Origin of the sequence: Leisingera daeponensis DSM 23529, assembly GCF_000473145.1 — a bacterium.
GTDB classification, from domain to species: domain Bacteria; phylum Pseudomonadota; class Alphaproteobacteria; order Rhodobacterales; family Rhodobacteraceae; genus Leisingera; species Leisingera daeponensis.
This window is the reverse complement of the sequence record NZ_KI421502.1, coordinates 50,812-67,491: the sequence shown is the minus strand read 5'-3', so window position 1 is coordinate 67,491 and position 16,680 is coordinate 50,812. Positions and strand designations below refer to the sequence as shown.

The 16,680-nt window shown below is 64.1% G+C and carries 16 protein-coding genes; 4 read left to right on the top strand and 12 right to left on the bottom strand.

What is annotated here, in order from left to right; genetic code table 11:
• Position 1: 1 nt before the first annotated feature.
• From nqrE to DAEP_RS24100, 11 genes are all read right to left on the bottom strand, one after another.
• A complete protein-coding gene (nqrE, locus tag DAEP_RS0120480) occupies positions 2-610 on the bottom strand; it encodes an NADH:ubiquinone reductase (Na(+)-transporting) subunit E (RefSeq protein ID WP_008558356.1) in 609 nt (202 codons plus the stop codon).
• Positions 610-1,263 carry an NADH:ubiquinone reductase (Na(+)-transporting) subunit D gene (locus tag DAEP_RS0120475; protein WP_008558347.1) on the bottom strand — a complete coding sequence of 218 codons (654 nt, stop codon included), beginning with the start codon at positions 1,261-1,263 and terminating at the stop codon, positions 610-612. The genes nqrE and DAEP_RS0120475 overlap by 1 nt, the downstream gene beginning before the upstream one ends.
• Positions 1,263-2,066, bottom strand: coding sequence for a Na(+)-translocating NADH-quinone reductase subunit C (locus DAEP_RS0120470; RefSeq protein ID WP_008558367.1), 804 nt, complete (start codon positions 2,064-2,066; stop codon positions 1,263-1,265). The genes DAEP_RS0120475 and DAEP_RS0120470 overlap by 1 nt, the downstream gene beginning before the upstream one ends.
• Positions 2,059-3,267, bottom strand: a complete 1,209-nt coding sequence (locus DAEP_RS0120465) for an NADH:ubiquinone reductase (Na(+)-transporting) subunit B (protein ID WP_008558183.1) — start codon at positions 3,265-3,267, stop codon at positions 2,059-2,061. The genes DAEP_RS0120470 and DAEP_RS0120465 overlap by 8 nt, the downstream gene beginning before the upstream one ends.
• Positions 3,268-3,272: 5 nt before the next feature.
• A complete protein-coding gene (locus DAEP_RS0120460) occupies positions 3,273-4,616 on the bottom strand; it encodes a Na(+)-translocating NADH-quinone reductase subunit A (RefSeq protein ID WP_027246005.1) in 1,344 nt (447 codons plus the stop codon).
• A 507-nt stretch (positions 4,617-5,123) separates the two neighbouring features.
• On the bottom strand, positions 5,124-5,363 hold the full coding sequence (locus DAEP_RS0120455) for a hypothetical protein (RefSeq protein ID WP_027246004.1): 240 nt from the start codon (positions 5,361-5,363) through the stop codon (positions 5,124-5,126).
• A gap of 3 nt (positions 5,364-5,366) precedes the next feature.
• Positions 5,367-6,818: an aldehyde dehydrogenase family protein gene (locus DAEP_RS0120450; protein ID WP_027246003.1), complete on the bottom strand. Its 1,452-nt coding sequence runs from the start codon at positions 6,816-6,818 to the stop codon at positions 5,367-5,369.
• On the bottom strand, positions 6,815-7,969 hold the full coding sequence (locus DAEP_RS0120445; RefSeq protein ID WP_008558317.1) for an aromatic ring-hydroxylating oxygenase subunit alpha: 1,155 nt from the start codon (positions 7,967-7,969) through the stop codon (positions 6,815-6,817). The genes DAEP_RS0120450 and DAEP_RS0120445 overlap by 4 nt, the downstream gene beginning before the upstream one ends.
• A 95-nt stretch (positions 7,970-8,064) precedes the next feature.
• A complete protein-coding gene (locus DAEP_RS0120440) occupies positions 8,065-8,979 on the bottom strand; it encodes a LysR substrate-binding domain-containing protein (protein ID WP_027246002.1) in 915 nt (304 codons plus the stop codon).
• Between the two features lie 288 nt (positions 8,980-9,267).
• Positions 9,268-10,689 (bottom strand): homospermidine synthase, encoded by a 1,422-nt coding sequence (locus tag DAEP_RS0120435; protein ID WP_008558187.1) that lies wholly within the window; start codon positions 10,687-10,689, stop codon positions 9,268-9,270.
• Between the two features lie 148 nt (positions 10,690-10,837).
• The gene (locus tag DAEP_RS24100) at positions 10,838-11,173 is read right to left on the bottom strand and encodes a hypothetical protein (protein ID WP_154665122.1); all 336 of its coding nucleotides are present in this window, start codon (positions 11,171-11,173) and stop codon (positions 10,838-10,840) included.
• A gap of 111 nt (positions 11,174-11,284) precedes the next feature.
• Between DAEP_RS24100 and DAEP_RS0120425 the strand changes: the two genes are divergently transcribed.
• Positions 11,285-12,022: a hypothetical protein gene (locus tag DAEP_RS0120425; RefSeq protein ID WP_027246000.1), complete on the top strand. Its 738-nt coding sequence runs from the start codon at positions 11,285-11,287 to the stop codon at positions 12,020-12,022.
• Here DAEP_RS0120425 and DAEP_RS0120420 read toward each other — a convergent pair.
• Entirely contained in the window at positions 11,960-12,628 is a 669-nt protein-coding gene (locus DAEP_RS0120420; protein ID WP_154665121.1) for a hypothetical protein, read from the bottom strand. The genes DAEP_RS0120425 and DAEP_RS0120420 overlap by 63 nt on opposite strands.
• A gap of 522 nt (positions 12,629-13,150) precedes the next feature.
• On the opposite strand from DAEP_RS0120420, the gene repA reads away from it, so the two are divergent.
• The 3 genes from repA to repC all read left to right on the top strand — a co-directional run bounded on the left by repA (position 13,151) and on the right by repC (position 16,620).
• Positions 13,151-14,326, top strand: coding sequence for a plasmid partitioning protein RepA (repA, locus tag DAEP_RS0120415; RefSeq protein ID WP_008558293.1), 1,176 nt, complete (start codon positions 13,151-13,153; stop codon positions 14,324-14,326).
• A complete protein-coding gene (gene repB, locus DAEP_RS0120410; RefSeq protein WP_008558297.1) occupies positions 14,326-15,300 on the top strand; it encodes a plasmid partitioning protein RepB in 975 nt (324 codons plus the stop codon). The genes repA and repB overlap by 1 nt, the downstream gene beginning before the upstream one ends.
• A gap of 180 nt (positions 15,301-15,480) precedes the next feature.
• Entirely contained in the window at positions 15,481-16,620 is a 1,140-nt protein-coding gene (repC, locus tag DAEP_RS0120405; RefSeq protein WP_027245998.1) for a plasmid replication protein RepC, read from the top strand.
• Positions 16,621-16,680: the final 60 nt, after the last annotated feature.

Here is a 16,680-nt window from a genome sequence, read left to right as displayed (position 1 = left end):
CTTACAGTTTGACGCCGCTGAAGGACATGAAGGCCATCGCCATCAGACCTGCGGTGATAAAGGTGATGCCCAGGCCCTGCAGGCCGTCCGGCACGTCGGAATACTTCAGCTTCTCGCGCACGCCCGCCATCGCGGTGATCGCCAGCGCCCAGCCGAAGCCGGAGGAGAGGCCGTAAGTGGCTGCCTCAGCAAAGTTGTAATCGCGCTCCACCATGAACAGCGAGCCGCCCAGGATCGCGCAGTTCACCGTGATCAGCGGCAGGAAGATCCCCAGCGCGTTGTAGAGCGGCGGGAAATACTTATCGAGGATCATCTCCAGGATCTGCACCATCGCCGCGATCACCCCGATATAGGAGATCAGGCCGAGGAAGGTCAGGTCCACGTCCGGAAAGCCCGCCCAGGCCAGCGCGCCCGGTTTCAGGAGGTAGGTCAGCAGCAGGTTGTTGGCAGGCACGGTGATGGCCTGCACCACCATCACCGAAATCCCCAGACCCAGCGCGGTGGAAATCTTCTTGGACACCGCGATGAAGGTGCACATGCCCAGGAAGAAGGACAGCGCGAGGTTTTCGACAAAGATGGCCTTGACGGCGAGTGAAATCAGCCCTTCCATCAGTGCGCCTCCACGGTTTGGATTTTGTATTCACGCTCTTCCACCTGGTTCGGCTTCCAGGTGCGGAAGGCCCAGATCAGGAGGCCGATCACGAAGAAGGCCGAGGGCGGCAGCAGCAGCAGACCGTTCGGGACATACCAGCCGCCGTTGTTCACGGTTTCCAGCAGGGTGATGCCGAACAGCGAGCCGGAGCCGAACAGCTCACGGATGAAACCGACCAGCATCAGGATCAGGCCGTAGCCCAGGCCGTTGCCCACGCCGTCGATGAAGGACGCGACCGGCGGGTTCTTCATCGCAAACGCCTCGGCGCGGCCCATCACGATGCAGTTGGTGATGATCAGGCCGACGAAGACCGACAGGGTTTTCGAAATCTCAAAGGCATAGGCCTTCAGCACCTGGTCCACCAGGATCACCAGCGAGGCGATGATCACCATCTGCACGATGATCCGGATCGAGCCCGGGATCTGGTTCCTGAGGATCGAGATGAACATCGACGAGAACGCGGTCACGAAGGTCACCGCCAGCGTCATCACAAAGGCCACCTGCAGCGACGAGGTCACCGCCAGCGCCGAGCAGATGCCCAGCACCTGCAGGGTGATCGGGTTGTTGTCGACCAGCGGGTCGATCAGCATGTCTTTCTTGCTCTGGGACATCAGAACTCTCCCGCTTGCAGTGACTTGAGGAACGGCCCGTAGCCTTCTTCGCCCATCCAGAACCGCACCAGGTTGTCGACCCCGGCAGAGGTCAGCGTGGCACCGGCAAGGGCGTCGATATAATGCTCGCGGCCGGCGGCCGGCACGGTCTTGGACACGGTGATCTCCAGATCGCCGTCTTCATCGAACAGCTTCTTGCCCTGCCACAGCGCTTTCCAGCGCGGGTTGTCCACCTCGGCGCCCAGGCCCGGGGTTTCGCCGTGCTGGTAAAACTGCAGGCCATAGATGTCGTTGCCGTTCTCCTCCACCGCGATGAAGCCATAGAGGGTGGACCACAGGCCATAGCCGTGGATCGGCAGGATCACCTTGTCCAGATCGCCGTTTTCCTCGCGCAGCAGATACACGGTCTTGTAGCGCGACTGGCGGCCGATGCCGGCCGGGTCGTTCTCCAGCTCGCGGCTCAGCTCCGGGTCCTGCGCAGCAGCCAGCCCGTCAAAGGTGGCCGCGTCGAACTGGTCGGTGAAGGTGCTGGTTTCCAGATCCAGCACCTGCGGCTCGAACGCGGCAAAGGCTTCGGCCACATTCTGGCCCGGCTCATAGAGACCAGCCACCTGCAGAACGTTCAGCTGCTTGTCGCGCTTCTTGTTGGTTTCCTGCACCGGGCGCAGGGACACGGCGGCGGTGGACACGATCATCGAGGCCACCAGGCAGACGGCAACAGCGATGAACACGGTCTTGCCAACCGAATCCGGCGATGCGGCGAGGAAGCGGCCAATCAGGCCCTTGCTTTGGGTATCAGCCATGGCGGCGCGCCCTCCGTTTGATGTTTGCTTGCACGACGAAGTAGTCGATCAGCGGCGCAAAGACGTTGCCGAACAGGATCGCCAGCATCATGCCTTCCGGGAAGGCCGGGTTCAGCACCCGGATCAGCACCACCATCACGCCGATAAGCGCACCGTAGATGTAGCGGCCCGCGTTGGTGTGGCTGGCCGAAACGGGTTCGGTCACCATGAACACCAGGCCAAAGGCATAGCCGCCCAGCACCAGGTGCCAGTACCACGGCATCGCAAACATCGGGTTGGTGTCGGACCCGATCAGGTTCAGCAGCGCCGAGAAGCCGATCATGCCGCCCAGGCAGCCCGCGATCAGGCGCCAGTTGGCGATCTTGGTCGCCAGCAGGAAGGCCAGGCCGATGGCGCAGGCCAGCGTCGACGTCTCGCCAAAGCTGCCCTGAATGGTGCCGATGAAGGCGTCCGACCATTCGATGCCCTTGGCGGCCAGCGCCTGCACGCCGTCAGCGGCCGTGACACCCAGCGCGGTCGCGCCGGAGAAGCCGTCAACCGGGGTCCAGACACTGTCGCCCGACATATTGGCCGGATAGGCGAAATACAGGAACGCACGGCCCGTCAGCGCCGGGTTGAGGAAGTTCTTGCCGGTGCCGCCGAACACTTCCTTGCCGATCACCACGCCGAAGATGATGCCAAGCGCCACCTGCCACAGCGGCGTCGAGGCCGGCAGGATCAGCGTGTACAGCATCGAGGTCACCAGGAAGCCCTCGTTCACCTCATGCCCGCGCACGGTGGCAAAGATCACCTCGAAGATGCCGCCCGCAACCAGCGTCACGATATAAAGCGGCAGGAAATACAGGAACCCGTGCGCGATATTGGCCAGCGGGTTCGACGCATCCAGCGAAATCCCCAGCGCCTGCAGCACCGCAACGCGCCAGCCGGTGGCCGCATCCGCCCCCAGCATCGCAATCGCGGAGTTGGTCTGGAAGCCGGTGTTGTACATGCCCCACAGGATGCAGGGGATGGTGGCGATCACCACATAGGTCATGATCCGCTTCATATCGATGTAGGAGCGGGCATGCGGCGCCACGGTGGTGACGGTTTTCGGGGTGTAAAGGAAGGACTCCACCATCTCGTAGACGGGGAAGAGCTTTTCGTATTTGCCCCCCTTCTCGAAATGCGGTTCGATCCTGTCAAAGAAGCTGCGCAATCCCATCCGGCTCAGCCCTCCTTTTCAATCTTGGTCAGGCAGTCGCGCAGCGCCAGCCCGTATTCGTACTTGGCCGGGCAGGCAAAGCCGACGAGTCCCAGGTCCTCTTCGTCGAGCTCCAGCGCGCCCAGCTCCTGAGCGGAGTCGGTGTCCATCACCAGCAGCGCGCGCAGCAGCTGCGTCGGAAGGTAGTCCTGCGGCATCAGCCGCTCGAAGGTGCCGGTGGGCACCATCGCCCGGCGGCCGCCATTCAGGTTGCTGGTCAGGTTGAACAGCTTGCGGCTGAGGGCAGAGCCCAGCACCGGCTGTACGGCGTATTTGCCGGGCATCGGGCGGATCCAGCCCATCGGGATCTGCTCGCGGTCTTCCTCGATGATGGCGACCTGGCGGGCAAAGCGGCCCAGATAGGCCAGCGGGCCCGCCGCATGGCGGCCCGACAGGATCGAACCGGAAATCACCCGCACCGGGCCGTCCACGGCGATCTCGCCGCGGGTCAGCTCCTCGGTGGAGGCGCCCGCCACGGTGCGGACCAGACGCGGCGCGCGCGCAGCGGGACCGGCCAGCGCAACCACGACGGAGGGGTCCAGATGACCGGTCATCAGCAGGCGGCCGATGGCGATCACGTCCTGATAGGACACGGTCCAGACCTGATCGTCCGCGCGCACCGGATGCAGGAAGTGGATGTGGGTGCCGGCCAGGCCGCTGGGGTGCGGCCCGTCAAAGGCGGCCGCTTCCACACCGGCGAGACCGGCGCCGGGAATGCTGTCGCCTGCCTTCTGGCACAGGAAGGTGGTGCCGCTGGTCAGCAGGGTCACGGCCTTCAGGCCCACCTCGAACGCCTCGGCAGCGTCATTGATGATCACTGCGGCATCTGCGGCCAGCGGCTCGCTGTCCATCGCGGTCACGAAAATCGCCTCGGGCTTGGACCCCGGCACCGGCATCTTGGAGTAGGGACGGGTGCGGAACGCGGACCACAGGCCGGCCGCGCACAGCTTGGCGGTCAGGCCCTCGGCGGTGTCTGCATCGCCAACGGCGGAGAAATCGACGCCCTTGTCCGCGGCATCGGAAACCTCGATCACCACGCTTTGCAGCACCCGCCGCGCACCGCGGTTGACCGCAACGACCTTGCCGGACATCGGCGCCACCATCACGGCTTCCTCCGCGTCCTTGTGGCAGAACAGCGGCGTGCCGCGCTGGACGGCATCGCCTTCCTGCACCAGCATACGGGGTTTCAGACCCAGATAGTCGGGGCCCAGCACGGCCACCGAGGTGATGGCGGGGCCTTGATGGATTGTCTGTTCCGGCGCGCCTGTCACCGGCAGATCCAGCCCCTTTCTCAAGTTAAATGTCTTCATATTTGCGCTACGTCCCTCCAAGGCCGAATCCCGAGGCGGTTCTTACCCCGTTCCGGCAGCGGCGGCAAAGAAAAGGCACAAAATGCCGTTTTCCGCACACCTGCACAGCCTGTCCTGATTTCCGCGCACTCGAATCAAATTCGGCACCGAATGGCAAGTCTGTCCCCCGGCCTGTTCCCCAATTTCCTGTGCATACCGCGCTTTTATCAGCCTGTTGGCGCTCACGGGCTTCGGGAAACCGTCAAAGCGGACAGGCGGAAACGGCAACACTGTTGCCGCAGGCGCCGTCCGGGCGGTCCTGCGTGCCTGCCAGTCTCAACAGGCCGTAGAAACTGATTCTACCAAATACTGCGTATTCAGCCGCCCCGGCCCGCCCCTCAGGCTGCCCTCGGCGGTGGTGCTGCGGATCACGCCCTGACCTGCCGCGGCGCGAGTTGTTTTGGCCGGCCCTCCCCTGCCGGCCAAACAGACCGGTGCCTGTGCAGGCACAGCGGTCTGAAACCCGTCTCACAGCTCCAGCGGATGCGCCCGGTCCCGCGCCGCCAGGCGGCGGTTCAGCGCCTTCGCCTCCGGCATCCCGGCCTCCAGCGCAAAGACAAAGGCGTGCGTCAGGTAAAAGCAGGCGGCGTCGATATTGCCCGCGTCCTCCGCCTGATCGCCGGCCAGCGTATAGAGCCGGACCAGCGCGGCGCTTTCCTTGTCCTCATGCGCCTGCAGAAGCGCCCGGTCGAGGTCTGCGCGCTCCACCGCTCAGCCCTTCAGCGAAATCGCGATGTTCTTGGTGCGCACGTAGTTATACAGCGCCTCCAAGCCCTTCTCGCGCCCGAAGCCCGATTTGCCGACCCCTCCGAACGGGGTGGAGATGCCGCCCGCGAACCATTCGTTCACGAACACCTGTCCGGCCCGCAGACGGTTCGCCACCCGGTGCGCCCGCGCCAGATCGCGGGTGAAGACGCCGGCCACCAGCCCGAACTCGGTGCCGTTGGCCATGGCAATCGCCTCGGCCTCCGTATCGAAGGGCGTGAAGCAGGTGACGGGGCCGAAAATCTCCTCCTGCGCCACCCGGGCTGCCGGGTCCACATCCGCCAGGATGGTCGGCGCCATGAAATACCCCTCACGCTCCAGCCGGGCACCGCCCGAGGCGGCGCGCGCGCCGCTTTGGCGGGCGGTGGCGGTCAGGGTCTCGATGCCGTCCAGCTGCCGGGCCGAGATCACCGGGGTCAGGCCCGGGTTTTCCAAGCCATGCCCGACGCTGAGGCCGTTTGCCAGCGCGGCGGCACGCTCCACCGCCTCGCCATAGATCGACCGGTGCACCAGCACCCGCGACATGGCAGAGCAGACCTGACCCGCGTTGTAGAAGATACCGCTTTGCAAGCTGGACATCAGCGTGTCCAGATTGGCGTCCTCAAAGGCCACCGCAGCGGATTTGCCGCCCAGCTCCATCAGCGCGGGCGTCACCGGATTTGCAGCGGCACGCAGGATCGCCTGGCCGGTCGGGACCGAACCGGTGAAGACGATCTGATCCACCGCCGGGCTTTCCACCAGCCGCGCGCCCAGGTCCGCGCCGATACCGTTCAGGATCGACACCGTGCCTGCGGGAACTTCGGCACGTTCCAGCGCCACGCCCAGCATCGCCAACGCCATCGGGTCCAGTTCCGGCGACTTGATGATCACCGAATTGCCCGCCGCCATCGCAGGCGCCAGCGACCGCGCCGCAATCGACACCGGGAAGTTCCACGGCACGATCTGGGCAGAAACGCCGTAAGGCTCACAAACCGTGTAGTCGGCGTAATCGGGGCCGAGCGGGATCGACTTGCCCTCGATCTTGTCGGCCATGCCGCCGTAGTATTCGAAATACTGCGCGGCCTCTTCAAACTCGTCATGCGCCGCGCTCAGGCTCTTGCCGCTTTCCCGGCACAACAGCTCTGCGCCCTCATCCGCAATGCCCCGGATCTCCGCCGCGATGCGTTGCATCAGCTGGCCGCGCCTGGCGGGTTTCATGGCGCTCAGGTCGCCGCGCTCGAAACTTGTCCGCGCCGCCTCCAGCGCCTTTGCCAGGGTTTCCTCGCCCGCCAGCGCGCAGTCGCCCACGTGCTGGCCGTTGCCCGGGTCCTCAACGGTGATGCGCGCACCGCCGTCGCCCTCGACCCAGGCACCGGCCAGGAAATTCCTGGCCAGCCCGTCTTTCAGAAAGGCACTCATGCCTCGCGGCCTTTGGTCACCTGATCGGCCACCCAGGCGTGGAAATTATGGGTCGGACCGTCCATCGCGGGAGAGAACCGGCCGCCGTCGAACAGCTCGCCGTGGCGGCCCTTCTGCATGCCCTCGACGACAAAGACGTCTTCCTCGAACACGGTCTTCCACAGCTTCGCATTCTCGGTGCGCAGGTTGTCCAGCTCCGGGGTCTCTTCCGGGGTTTTGGCGTAGTAAAGTTCGATGTGCTCGACAGTGTTCTCGGTGTCGACCGGCTCCAGAATGATCGCGAATGCATGGTCGCGCTGCACTCCCAACAGCACATTCGGATAAACCGCGGTATACTCGCCGCCCTCGTCCCATTTGCTGCTGAGACCCTCGAAATCGGGGAACACCTCGCCGTTTTCGCCCTTCAGCTGGCGGTAGACCAGGGTGCCCTGGCCGGAATACTTGCCCGGCACCTCGATGTTGTAATGGTCCTCCAGCCGGGAATAGCTGTTGAGGCCCGGATGCACCCAGGGCAGGTGATAGCTCTCGCAGTAGTTCTCGACCGCCAGTTTCCAGTTGGTCTTCACCTCCAGCTTGAAGCCGGAATCCGCGCCGCCGTGATGCACCGGGGTTTCAAACTCCTTCCAGCGCTCCAGCAGGTCGGCATGGGCCTCCTCGAACTCCGGCGCGGTGCCGTCGACGTTCACAAACACCACGTCGCGCCAGACATACGAGCGGATGCGCACCAGGCCCAGCTCGTCCAGCTTGATATCTTCATGCTTGTTGTTCCCGGGGCCGCCAACGTGGGGGGTGGAGACCAGGCGGCCATCAAGGCCATAACACCAGCTGTGATAAGCGCAGCGGATGGCGCCGCGGATCTTGCCGGGCTTCTCGACCAGGATCATGCCCCGGTGGCGGCAGGTGTTCTGAAACACGCCGACCTCGCCGTCCTTGTCGCGCACGATCAAGAGCGGCATACCAAGGAAATCCACCGGCTTGGCATAGCCCGGCTCCGGCACGTCCTTGCCAAAGCCGATGCCCGACCAGTTCTTGAACAGCACCGAGCGCTTCTCTTCGGCAAAGACGGCGGGGTCGATGTAATGGGCGTTCGGCAGGCCGTTTGCGACGTTGACCGGAGCCATCACCGCGGCAAGCGGGTCATGCTTGTTCATCTGGGTCTCTCCAAGGCATGAAAAAGATGTGCGCGTTTTGCGCCATTGAAGGGAGAGAGCGGATTCACTCAATAGCAGGAATTTTCGCGCTGGGATTAGATCAGCTCACCTGATCCCTGATGGATCTCGTCAATGACCCAATTGCGCAGCAAACGGGCGGATTCCGACAGTTCCGCGTCCGGCCGGCCCACCAGATGGAACCCGTGCGGCGCCGCCAGCACATGCGGCCCGATCGGCACCAGCTGGCCGCCCGCCAGCAAGGGATTGAGCAGCCGCTGCCAGCCCAGCACCAGCCCCACCCCGTCCTGCGCCGCCTGCAGCGCCACCGCGTAATTGTTCACCCGCACGCCCGGCGCGATGGGGCCGCTATAGCCCAGCTGCTGGAACCAGTCGGCCCAGGTGGTCCAGCTCTTGTCATCGGACTCCAGATGCAACAGCCGCTGCTGCGCCAGCTCCTCCAGCGGGCAGCCGGTGAGCTTCCCCGCCAGCTCCGCATTGCCGACCGGCACCAGATGGTCGCGGTAGAGTTCGGTCTGCTCTACGCGGCTGTCCCGCTCGCGCCCGTAGCGGATATAGAAATCCACGTCCGGCATACTGCGCAGGGGCCGGTCGTTGACGATCTGGTTGACGTTCACATCCGGATGCTTGCGCCAGAACCGCACCACCGAGGGCGACAGCCACAGCGACGCCACAGCCGAGGTCGAGCCGATGGTCACGGTATCCCCGGTCTGCCGGTCGCGGATGGTCTTGAGGCTCAGCGAGATCTTGGAAAAGGACGACGCCAGGGTTTCAAACAGCGCCTCCCCCTCCTCCGTCAGCTCCACGCCCCGGTGCTTGCGCTGGAACAGCGGCGCCTGCAGCTCCGCCTCCAGCGCCTTCACCTGATGGCTGACCGCGCCGGGGGTGACGGACAGTTCCTGCGCCGCGTTCTTGAAGCTCAGATGCCGGGCGGCCGCCTCGAACGCGGCCAGCGTGGTGAGCGGCGGCAGGTTGTAATGGCGGCGCGACATCTGCAGCTCCTGGCAAGTGGTTCGGATGAGCGGTCCTCATTTCAATATGAGCAAAACACCTTTGAACGCCAGACCGGATATCACAGGCGCGGGGATGCAGCTTGCGGCCAGACACGCCACCCCGCCCTTGAGGCCAGCGCAATGCGCCTGCACAACGCGGGACGGGTGCATCACCGCAAGTTCAGGGTGTCTTTCGCCTCGCCGGGCGCCAATACCTGTCTGATGTGGCGGGACTGGCAGCCGGGCAAGGAACAGCCGGCGGCGCGCCTGTGGCGCGCCGCCGCGCGGTCAGCTCGCCAGCACGTTCCGGAACAGCCAGGGATCGCTTTCGTCGATATCTTCCGGGAACTGCGCCCAGCGGTCCTGCAGCGGTGTCCAGCTGGTGTAATGCGCCTCCACCGGGCCCAGATACGGGCGCTGCACCTCAAGACAGCGGGCGTGGTCCATCTCGTCCGTCTCGACGATCCCCGCTTCGGGGTTTTCCAGGGCCCAGACCATGCCTGCCAGCACCGCCGAGGTGACCTGCAGCCCGGTCGCGTTCTGATAGGGCGCCAGGTCGCGGGCCTCCTCGTTCGACAGCCGGGAGCCGAACCAGAGCGCGTTCTTTTCATGGCCGTAAAGCAGCACGCCCAGCTCGTCGATGCCCTCGATGATCTCATCCTCCGTCAGGATGTGGTGCCGCTCCTGCTGCTGGCCGGAGCCGAACAGCTCATGCAGGCTCAGCACCGCGTCGTCGCAGGGGTGATAGGCATAGTGGCAGGTCGGGCGGTACTCCGGATCAGCCCCCGCTCCGACGGTGTAATAGTCCGAGATCGAGATCGCCTCGTTATGGGTGACCAGAAAGCCGAACTGCGGCCCCGGCGTCGGGCACCAGGTATGCACCCGGGTGATCGCGCCCGGACGTTCCAGCCAGATGGCGGCCTGGCAGCCGCTGTCCTGGCGGTGGCCGTTCTCCGGGAACCAGGTTTCATGGGTGCCCCACCCCAGCTCGGCAGGCTGGAAGCCCTCTGCGATGAAGCCCTCGACCGACCAGGTATTAACGAAGGTGCCGCGGGCGCGCGGCACCCGGCGGGCCTGGGTATCCCGTTCGGCGATGTGAACGCCCTTGACGCCCAGCGACTGCATCAGCCGCGCCCAGCCCTCGCGGCTGGCGGGGGTCTCAACCTCGCGGCCGGTGTCGCGGGCCAGCGTCAGCAGCGCCTCCTTGACGAACCAGCTGACCATGCCGGGATTGGCGCCGCAGCAGCTGACAGCGGTGGTGCCGCCGGGGTTGCGCGCCTTTTCATCCCTGACCGCCTGGCGCAGCGCGTAATTGGTGCGGGCCGCATTGTCGGAGGTGCCGAAATAATAGCCCGCCCAGGGCTCCACCACCGTGTCGATATACAGCACGCCCAGCTCCCGCATGAAGGTCATGAGCTCAAGCGACGAGGTGTCCACCGACAGGTTTACGCAAAACCCCTTGCCCTCGGCAAACAGGCCGCCCAGCACCTCCCTGTAGTTGTCCGGCGTCAGCGCGACCTGCAGGTGGTTGATGCTGTGCTGGCGCAGGAAATTCGCCTTGGCGGCGTCGGGTTCGATCACCGTCAGCTTGGCGGCATCGAATTCGAAATGGCGTTCGATCAGGGGCAGCGTGCCTTTGCCGATCGAACCGAAGCCGATGATCACGATGGGGCCGTCGATCCGGCCGTAAATGGGATGCTCCTGAGCCATAGGCTTCTCCATGCAGATTCGTTCGCCCCGGCCAGTATGAGCCAGCGAAAGAACTTTGGTGCCCAAATATCGAGCCCGGTCAAGGGGTATGGCGGGAAACGGCCGGCTCTTTGCGCAGCGCAGCCCCTGCGGGGCTGGCCTGCGCGGCCTAGTTCAGCCGCCCCTTGCGCAGGTCGATAAGCCCGCGCAGCGCCCGCAGAAACACCCCGCGGTCGCGGTGGCCGACCTGCGACAGCATGGCAAGCACCTCGCGCTGGTCCTGCGCCAGCGTATCGGGCGCGGCAGAGCCGTCCGGCGAAACCATATGAGCCCGCGACACCAGCAGGGCGATCGCCCTCTGGTCCAGCCCTTCGGTCAAATCGGACCAGAAGCCCAGGCTCCTCCCCGACGCTTCGCTTGCCTTCCTCAGCAGTTCAAGCTCGCGCCGGGACACGTCCCGTCCGCGTCCCCCGGCCTGATGCGCTTTTTCGTTCGTCCATTCCACAGGTAACTCGCCCGCTGATAACTACGATACACGCATTGATTGTTGATGCTTTGGCTGATAGGTGTCAACTACTGGTTTAATAATTCACATATGTAAACTTTTGAGGTGCATATGATTGCCGACCGCATTGATGCCGCCTGCAAGATCGCAGGTGTCAGACTGAAGACAGCCTGCACAATCTCCGGGATCAACTACGGCACTCTGCGAAGCCAGATGCGGAACAACCGCGAAATTCCGGCATCCTCGCTGGCGCTGCTGTCGGCCGGCCTGTGCATTCCCATTCAGTTCTTTTTCGAGCTGCCCGGCGGCAGCCAGGCCTCCGCAGCCCGGCTCAACCGCTGGCGCGCGGCCGAGGCCGCCAATACGGAACTTGCCGCCTGCTCCAGGGCGGGGTTCAACGTGACCACGGACCACATTCTGGACTGGTTCCACCAGGAGGCGGGGCTGTTGCGGAATTGGGAGTGGTTCGAGGATCAGGTCGATCTTTACGAGCCTCTTGAGGCCACCGACCGGATCATGCACCCGATCCAGATCGGCAAGCGCAGCGCCGCCGCAGAACGGCTGATGCTGGCCGGGAACCGGGATTTCTACCGCATCGTCGGATCCTTCAAGGAACGGGTCATCGCGCGCGCGATGCACTCGCACAGGATGCTGAGCGAGGTGCCGTATATCGTCACCGACGAGGAGCTGGACGTGATCATCAAGGGGCTGCGGGTGCGCGGCGGCTACCGCAAGGTGACCATGCGGGTGACCGGCCCCCGGGGGGAGCCGGTCACGGCCGTTTTCTCAAAGATTACCTGGCTCGACACTGCTGACAATATGCGAGAAGTGGACTGCGTTGAGGCCTAGGATCATCTGATCGTTCGCCAGCCCTTCGGGCACCGGATCCGCCCAGGAAATCGCGTTGCGGTATTTGCCGTTAAAGCCGTAATCATCGGCCAGGCGGCGGTGCTTGTAGGCAATGATCGTGTACATCCAGTCAAAGTCCCACCGCGTGGCGGCCAGCAGTTTCACATACTGGGCGAAATCGCCCAGCCGCCGGATGCCGCCGCGTTCGTCCGGCGCGACCTCGATCCCGCCAAAGTAGATCAGCCTGCCCCGCAGCTCATCGACCAGCGGCTGCGAAACGCTCTCCACCACCTGATCGCGGTTGCTGTAGCGGGAAGCCGCAAGGCCGCGGAAGTAATTTCCGAAGTCCTTGCCGCCAAGGTCCACACTCTTGGCCGAAATGCAGGTGATGCAACGGTCCTGCCGCTTCAGGAACAGCCAGAGCGCCCGCCCCGACCTCAGTTCCTCGGCGCTGACTTCGGACATCGGGTGAACCTGCTTCTTTCCCACATCCTCCAGAAGCGCCGGCAGCTCTTCGGGATCGGTGCACACGTAAAGCGTCAGGCCCTCGGCGTTGAACCTGTCTTCAATGGCCCGCATATGTGTGAGGATGCTGTTACGTTCCATTTTATTCTCCTTTAACTAATGGACTGTCGCACTCGCATGACGAGTGCAGAACAAGGATTCCCTCATTTTTAGTTGTGGAAAATGCCTTTCCCGCCGAATTCCGCTGCGGCTTGCGGTCAGGCACCGGATTTCAGGCCCGCGGCAGGCCGGCCCGGCGCGGCGGCGCGCCGATCCGGGAGGCCATCCTCGAAAAAACAGGCCCTAATCAGCGCCGTTTGCCGCAGACTCATGCTGCCGCCTTATCCGGTGCGACTCGGCCCCGGCAGGCGTTTCGGATTCTGCCAACTGCCGCAGGGATGGCCCGCCCTCCCCTGCCCCGGCGCTGCGGCGAGCATATTTTGTATTTATTTTCAGTCTATTATGGCGAAACTTGCCGCGGGTTTCGCAATCCGGCAGAAATCCGGAAAACACGTCTGCAACCTGTAAATGAAGGAATCTATTGCAAAACGCTGTTCGCATTGCGTATAGAAACGATAAATAAGGCGCTGACGCAAAACAGCGTTACTACCGAGAGGGCAGCAGTTGGCAGTAGCACTCCACATCAATCAGCGAATCCGCGAAAACGCGGAGAACCTAAGTGCGGCCCTCAACAGCCATATGCTGGCGAGTTTTGCGCCGGATGCAAGGAAGGAGCTGCGGCTGTTCAGCCCCGGGGAAGCGGCGGAGATGCTGGGCATTTCCTCCAGTTTTCTGCGCAAGCTGCATTTTGACGGAAAACTTCCCGAGGTTCACACCACACCGGGCGGGCGGCGCCATTATTCCGCCGCCGATCTGCTGGAGATGCGCAAGATCCTGGATGCCTCGGCCAAGACGCCGGGCACCTACCTGCGCGGCCGCCGCGAGGGCGACAAGGTGCAGGTGCTGTCCTTCCTGAACTTCAAAGGCGGCTCGGGCAAGACCACCTCGTCCATCCATACCGCGCAGCGGCTGGCGCTCAAGGGCTACCGGGTGCTGGCGGTGGATATCGACCCTCAGGCGTCGCTGACGACGCTTTTCGGCTACCGGCCAGAGGTCGATTTCCTCGAAACAGGGACGATTTACGACGCAATCCGCTATGATGACCCCCTGCCCCTGCGCCAGATCATCCAGCAAACCTATTTCACCGGCCTGGACCTGGCGCCGGGCGGTCTGATCCTGCAGGAATTCGAGCATGAGACGCCGCAGGCGCTGATCCACAACGTGCAGCCCGCGTTCTTTTCGCGCATGGCCGCGGCGCTGGAGGAGGTCGAGGCCGATTACGACGTGATCATCTTCGACTGCCCGCCGCAGCTCGGCTATCTCACCATGTCGGCGCTCTGCGCCTCGACCGGCGTGATCATCACCGTGGTGCCGAACATGCTCGACATCGCGTCTATGTCGCAGTTCCTGCAGATGTCAGCCGAGCTGCTGGACGTGGTGTCCAACGCAGGCGCAGCGCTGGAGTTCGATTTCCTGCGCTTCCTGATCAACCGGTACGAGCCGAACGACGGCCCGCAGCAACAGGTGGTTGCATTCCTGCGGCAATTGTTCGGCGAGGAGGTCATGGTCGCCCCGATGCTGAAATCCACCGCGATTTCCGACGCGGGCCTGACCCAGCAGACGGTCTATGAGGTCGAAAGATCCCAGTTTCACAGGTCAACCTATGACCGTGCGGTCGATTCACTGAATCAAGTTAACGATGAAATAGAATCGCTCCTTCAACAAGCATGGAGGCGTTGATGGCACGCAAAGGCATTCTCAGCACGGCACTCAGCAGCCCGGCAGCATCCGCTGGCGGGCCGAAACCCAAGATGATGCCGCGCGGCGCGGTCGGGGCGCTGCAATCCTCGCTCAGCAAGCTGCAGGAAAGCGCGGTGCAGGAAATCGACACGGCCCTGATCGACGACGCCGGCTACGAGGACCGGCTGGGCATGGACGGCGCGGCCTTCAACCAGCTGAAGGACAGCCTGAAGACCTATGGCCAGCAGGTGCCGGTGCTGCTGCGGCCGCACTCCAAGACGCCGGGGCGGTTTGAAATCGTCTATGGCCGCCGCCGCCTGAAGGCGCTGCGCGAGCTGGGCCTGCCCGTCAAGGCGATGGTGCGGCAGCTGGACGACCACGCGCTGGTGATGGCGCAGGGCCAGGAAAACACCTCGCGCCAGGACCTCAGCTTTATCGAAAAGGCCGCCTTTGCGGCGCAGTTGCAGGCCGATGGCTATGGACGGCAGACAATTGCCGCCGCGCTGTCCATCGACCTGCCGATGGTGTCGCGGATGCTCAAGGTCGGCACCGCCTTTGATCTGCCCTTCCTGCGGGCAATCGGCTCTGCCCCCGGCATCGGCCGCGACCGCTGGATGATGCTGGTCAAGCTGTTCGACGATCCCGCGGCACGGTCCCGGGCAATCACCCGGACGAACCGGCCCGATTTCACGACCTTTGATTCCGACGGCCGGTTCGAGGCCGTTCTGAAACACGCCCAGGACGTGCCGCAGGAGGTCAAACCGGCCCCTGCCCCGCCGAAGTCGCGCCCCCTGCCCGGCAGCAACGGCGCTGAGGTCGCGGGCATCAAGACCACCGCCAAGGGGATCACCCTGACGATCGCCGCCAAGGACGCGCCGGGCTTTGACGCCTGGTTCGACGCCAACGCGGAAGAGATCATGGCAGAGCTTCACGGCCGCTGGCAGCAAGACCAGCCCGAGCAGCCGGAAGACTGAGCAAGAGCAGAGAAAACAGGACAGGAGGCACGTAGCAGGCAAAAGAAAAGCCCCCCAGGACATTACATCCCAGAAGGCCGTTCTCAGATTTAGCACCTTTGGAATAGCCCTTCAGACTCGTCAGTGTCAACTCTGTGCGCCGCACAGGGGCGGGTATTTTTTGTCTTTCGTGAAAAAATCATGGAAAAGGCGTCCCAAATCGCATTTGGGCGGCAGGATCCGTGCGGCCGGCTGGCAGGTACTCACGACAAGTGGGACCTTCTGGCTGCGCTGACGCACGCCGCCGCGGAATTCGAACTCAGCCACCGCACCCTTGGGGTGCTGAAGGCCCTGCTCACCTTCTTCCCGGAGCGCGCCCTGCCCGCGGACCCGGACAGCGCCATCGTGTTCCCGTCGAACCGCAAGCTGATGGAGCGCTTGAACGGGATGCCCGAAAGCACCCTGCGCCGCCATCTGGCCGCCCTCACCCGCATTGGCATTGTCAGCCGGAAGAACAGCCCCAACCGCAAGCGCTATGCCCGCCGCAGCGGCGAGGACACGGCGCTGGCCTTCGGCTTCGACCTGTCTCCCCTCGCCCGCCACGCCAGCCAGATCTTTGACGCCGCGCTGGAGGCCAAGGCCCGCGCCGAGCGTTTGGCGGTTATGCGTGACCGGGTGGCCGTGCTGCGCCAGCAGCTGTTGGACCTGGCAGACGGCGCTGCGGAGCTGCTGGACACCGCCCGCAAGCTGCTGCGCCGCAAACCCTGCGCGGCGGAGCTGGCTCGGATGGCTGAAACGCTGCGCGACGAAATTGCCAGCCGGACACCGGAGGAGACGCCGCAGCCTTCCCGGCTGCCTGCACGCGAAATGAGCGGCAGCACCGGCCAGAATGAGCGGCACATACAGTATTCAATAAAAAAAGATTCTGACTCTGAAGCGGCGCAGGCCGCAGCCCCCCAAGGCCCCTCGGACGGTGCAGACACAGCCCGGGAAAAGGCTGAGAATGACAATGGCCTCACCACGGTTCTGCGGGCCTGCCCGGAAGTGCAAAGCTACTACCCCGGCGGATTGCGAAGCTGGCAGGATGCCGACCGGATTGCCGAGAAGCTGTCACCGATGATGGGGATCGCAATGCCCGTGCTGAGCGATGCACGCGCCGCCATGGGCCGCAGGGACGCGGCAACAGCGGTCATGTGCATACTGGAGAAGCTGGGCACCATCCGCAGCCCGGGCGCCTATCTGCGGCGGCTGGCGCAGAAGGCGCGGGCCGGTCAGTTTTCGACCAAGCCGATGCTGGATGCGCTGCTGCAAAGGGGTGCCGGGGCGAAAATTGTCAGCTGACAATTTTCTGCCGGGTGCGGGATTGCGAAGGGTCTGCAAAGCCCAATGGCGCTTCTGCGG

Bases quoted from the DNA above. Each gene is read 5' to 3' on its own strand.
- nqrE (WP_008558356.1), bottom strand. From the start codon at position 610: ATGGAAGGGCTGATTTCACTCGCCGTCAAGGCCATCTTTGTCGAAAAC.
- DAEP_RS0120475 (WP_008558347.1), bottom strand. From the start codon at position 1,263: ATGTCCCAGAGCAAGAAAGACATGCTGATCGACCCGCTGGTCGACAAC.
- DAEP_RS0120470 (WP_008558367.1), bottom strand. From the start codon at position 2,066: ATGGCTGATACCCAAAGCAAGGGCCTGATTGGCCGCTTCCTCGCCGCA.
- DAEP_RS0120465 (WP_008558183.1), bottom strand. From the start codon at position 3,267: ATGGGATTGCGCAGCTTCTTTGACAGGATCGAACCGCATTTCGAGAAG.
- DAEP_RS0120460 (WP_027246005.1), bottom strand. From the start codon at position 4,616: ATGAAGACATTTAACTTGAGAAAGGGGCTGGATCTGCCGGTGACAGGC.
- DAEP_RS0120450 (WP_027246003.1), bottom strand. From the start codon at position 6,818: ATGAGTGCCTTTCTGAAAGACGGGCTGGCCAGGAATTTCCTGGCCGGT.
- DAEP_RS0120445 (WP_008558317.1), bottom strand. From the start codon at position 7,969: ATGAACAAGCATGACCCGCTTGCCGCGGTGATGGCTCCGGTCAACGTC.
- DAEP_RS0120440 (WP_027246002.1), bottom strand. From the start codon at position 8,979: ATGTCGCGCCGCCATTACAACCTGCCGCCGCTCACCACGCTGGCCGCG.
- DAEP_RS0120435 (WP_008558187.1), bottom strand. From the start codon at position 10,689: ATGGCTCAGGAGCATCCCATTTACGGCCGGATCGACGGCCCCATCGTG.
- DAEP_RS0120425 (WP_027246000.1), top strand. From the start codon at position 11,285: ATGATTGCCGACCGCATTGATGCCGCCTGCAAGATCGCAGGTGTCAGA.
- DAEP_RS0120420 (WP_154665121.1), bottom strand. From the start codon at position 12,628: ATGGAACGTAACAGCATCCTCACACATATGCGGGCCATTGAAGACAGG.
- repB (WP_008558297.1), top strand. From the start codon at position 14,326: ATGGCACGCAAAGGCATTCTCAGCACGGCACTCAGCAGCCCGGCAGCA.
- repC (WP_027245998.1), top strand. From the start codon at position 15,481: ATGGAAAAGGCGTCCCAAATCGCATTTGGGCGGCAGGATCCGTGCGGC.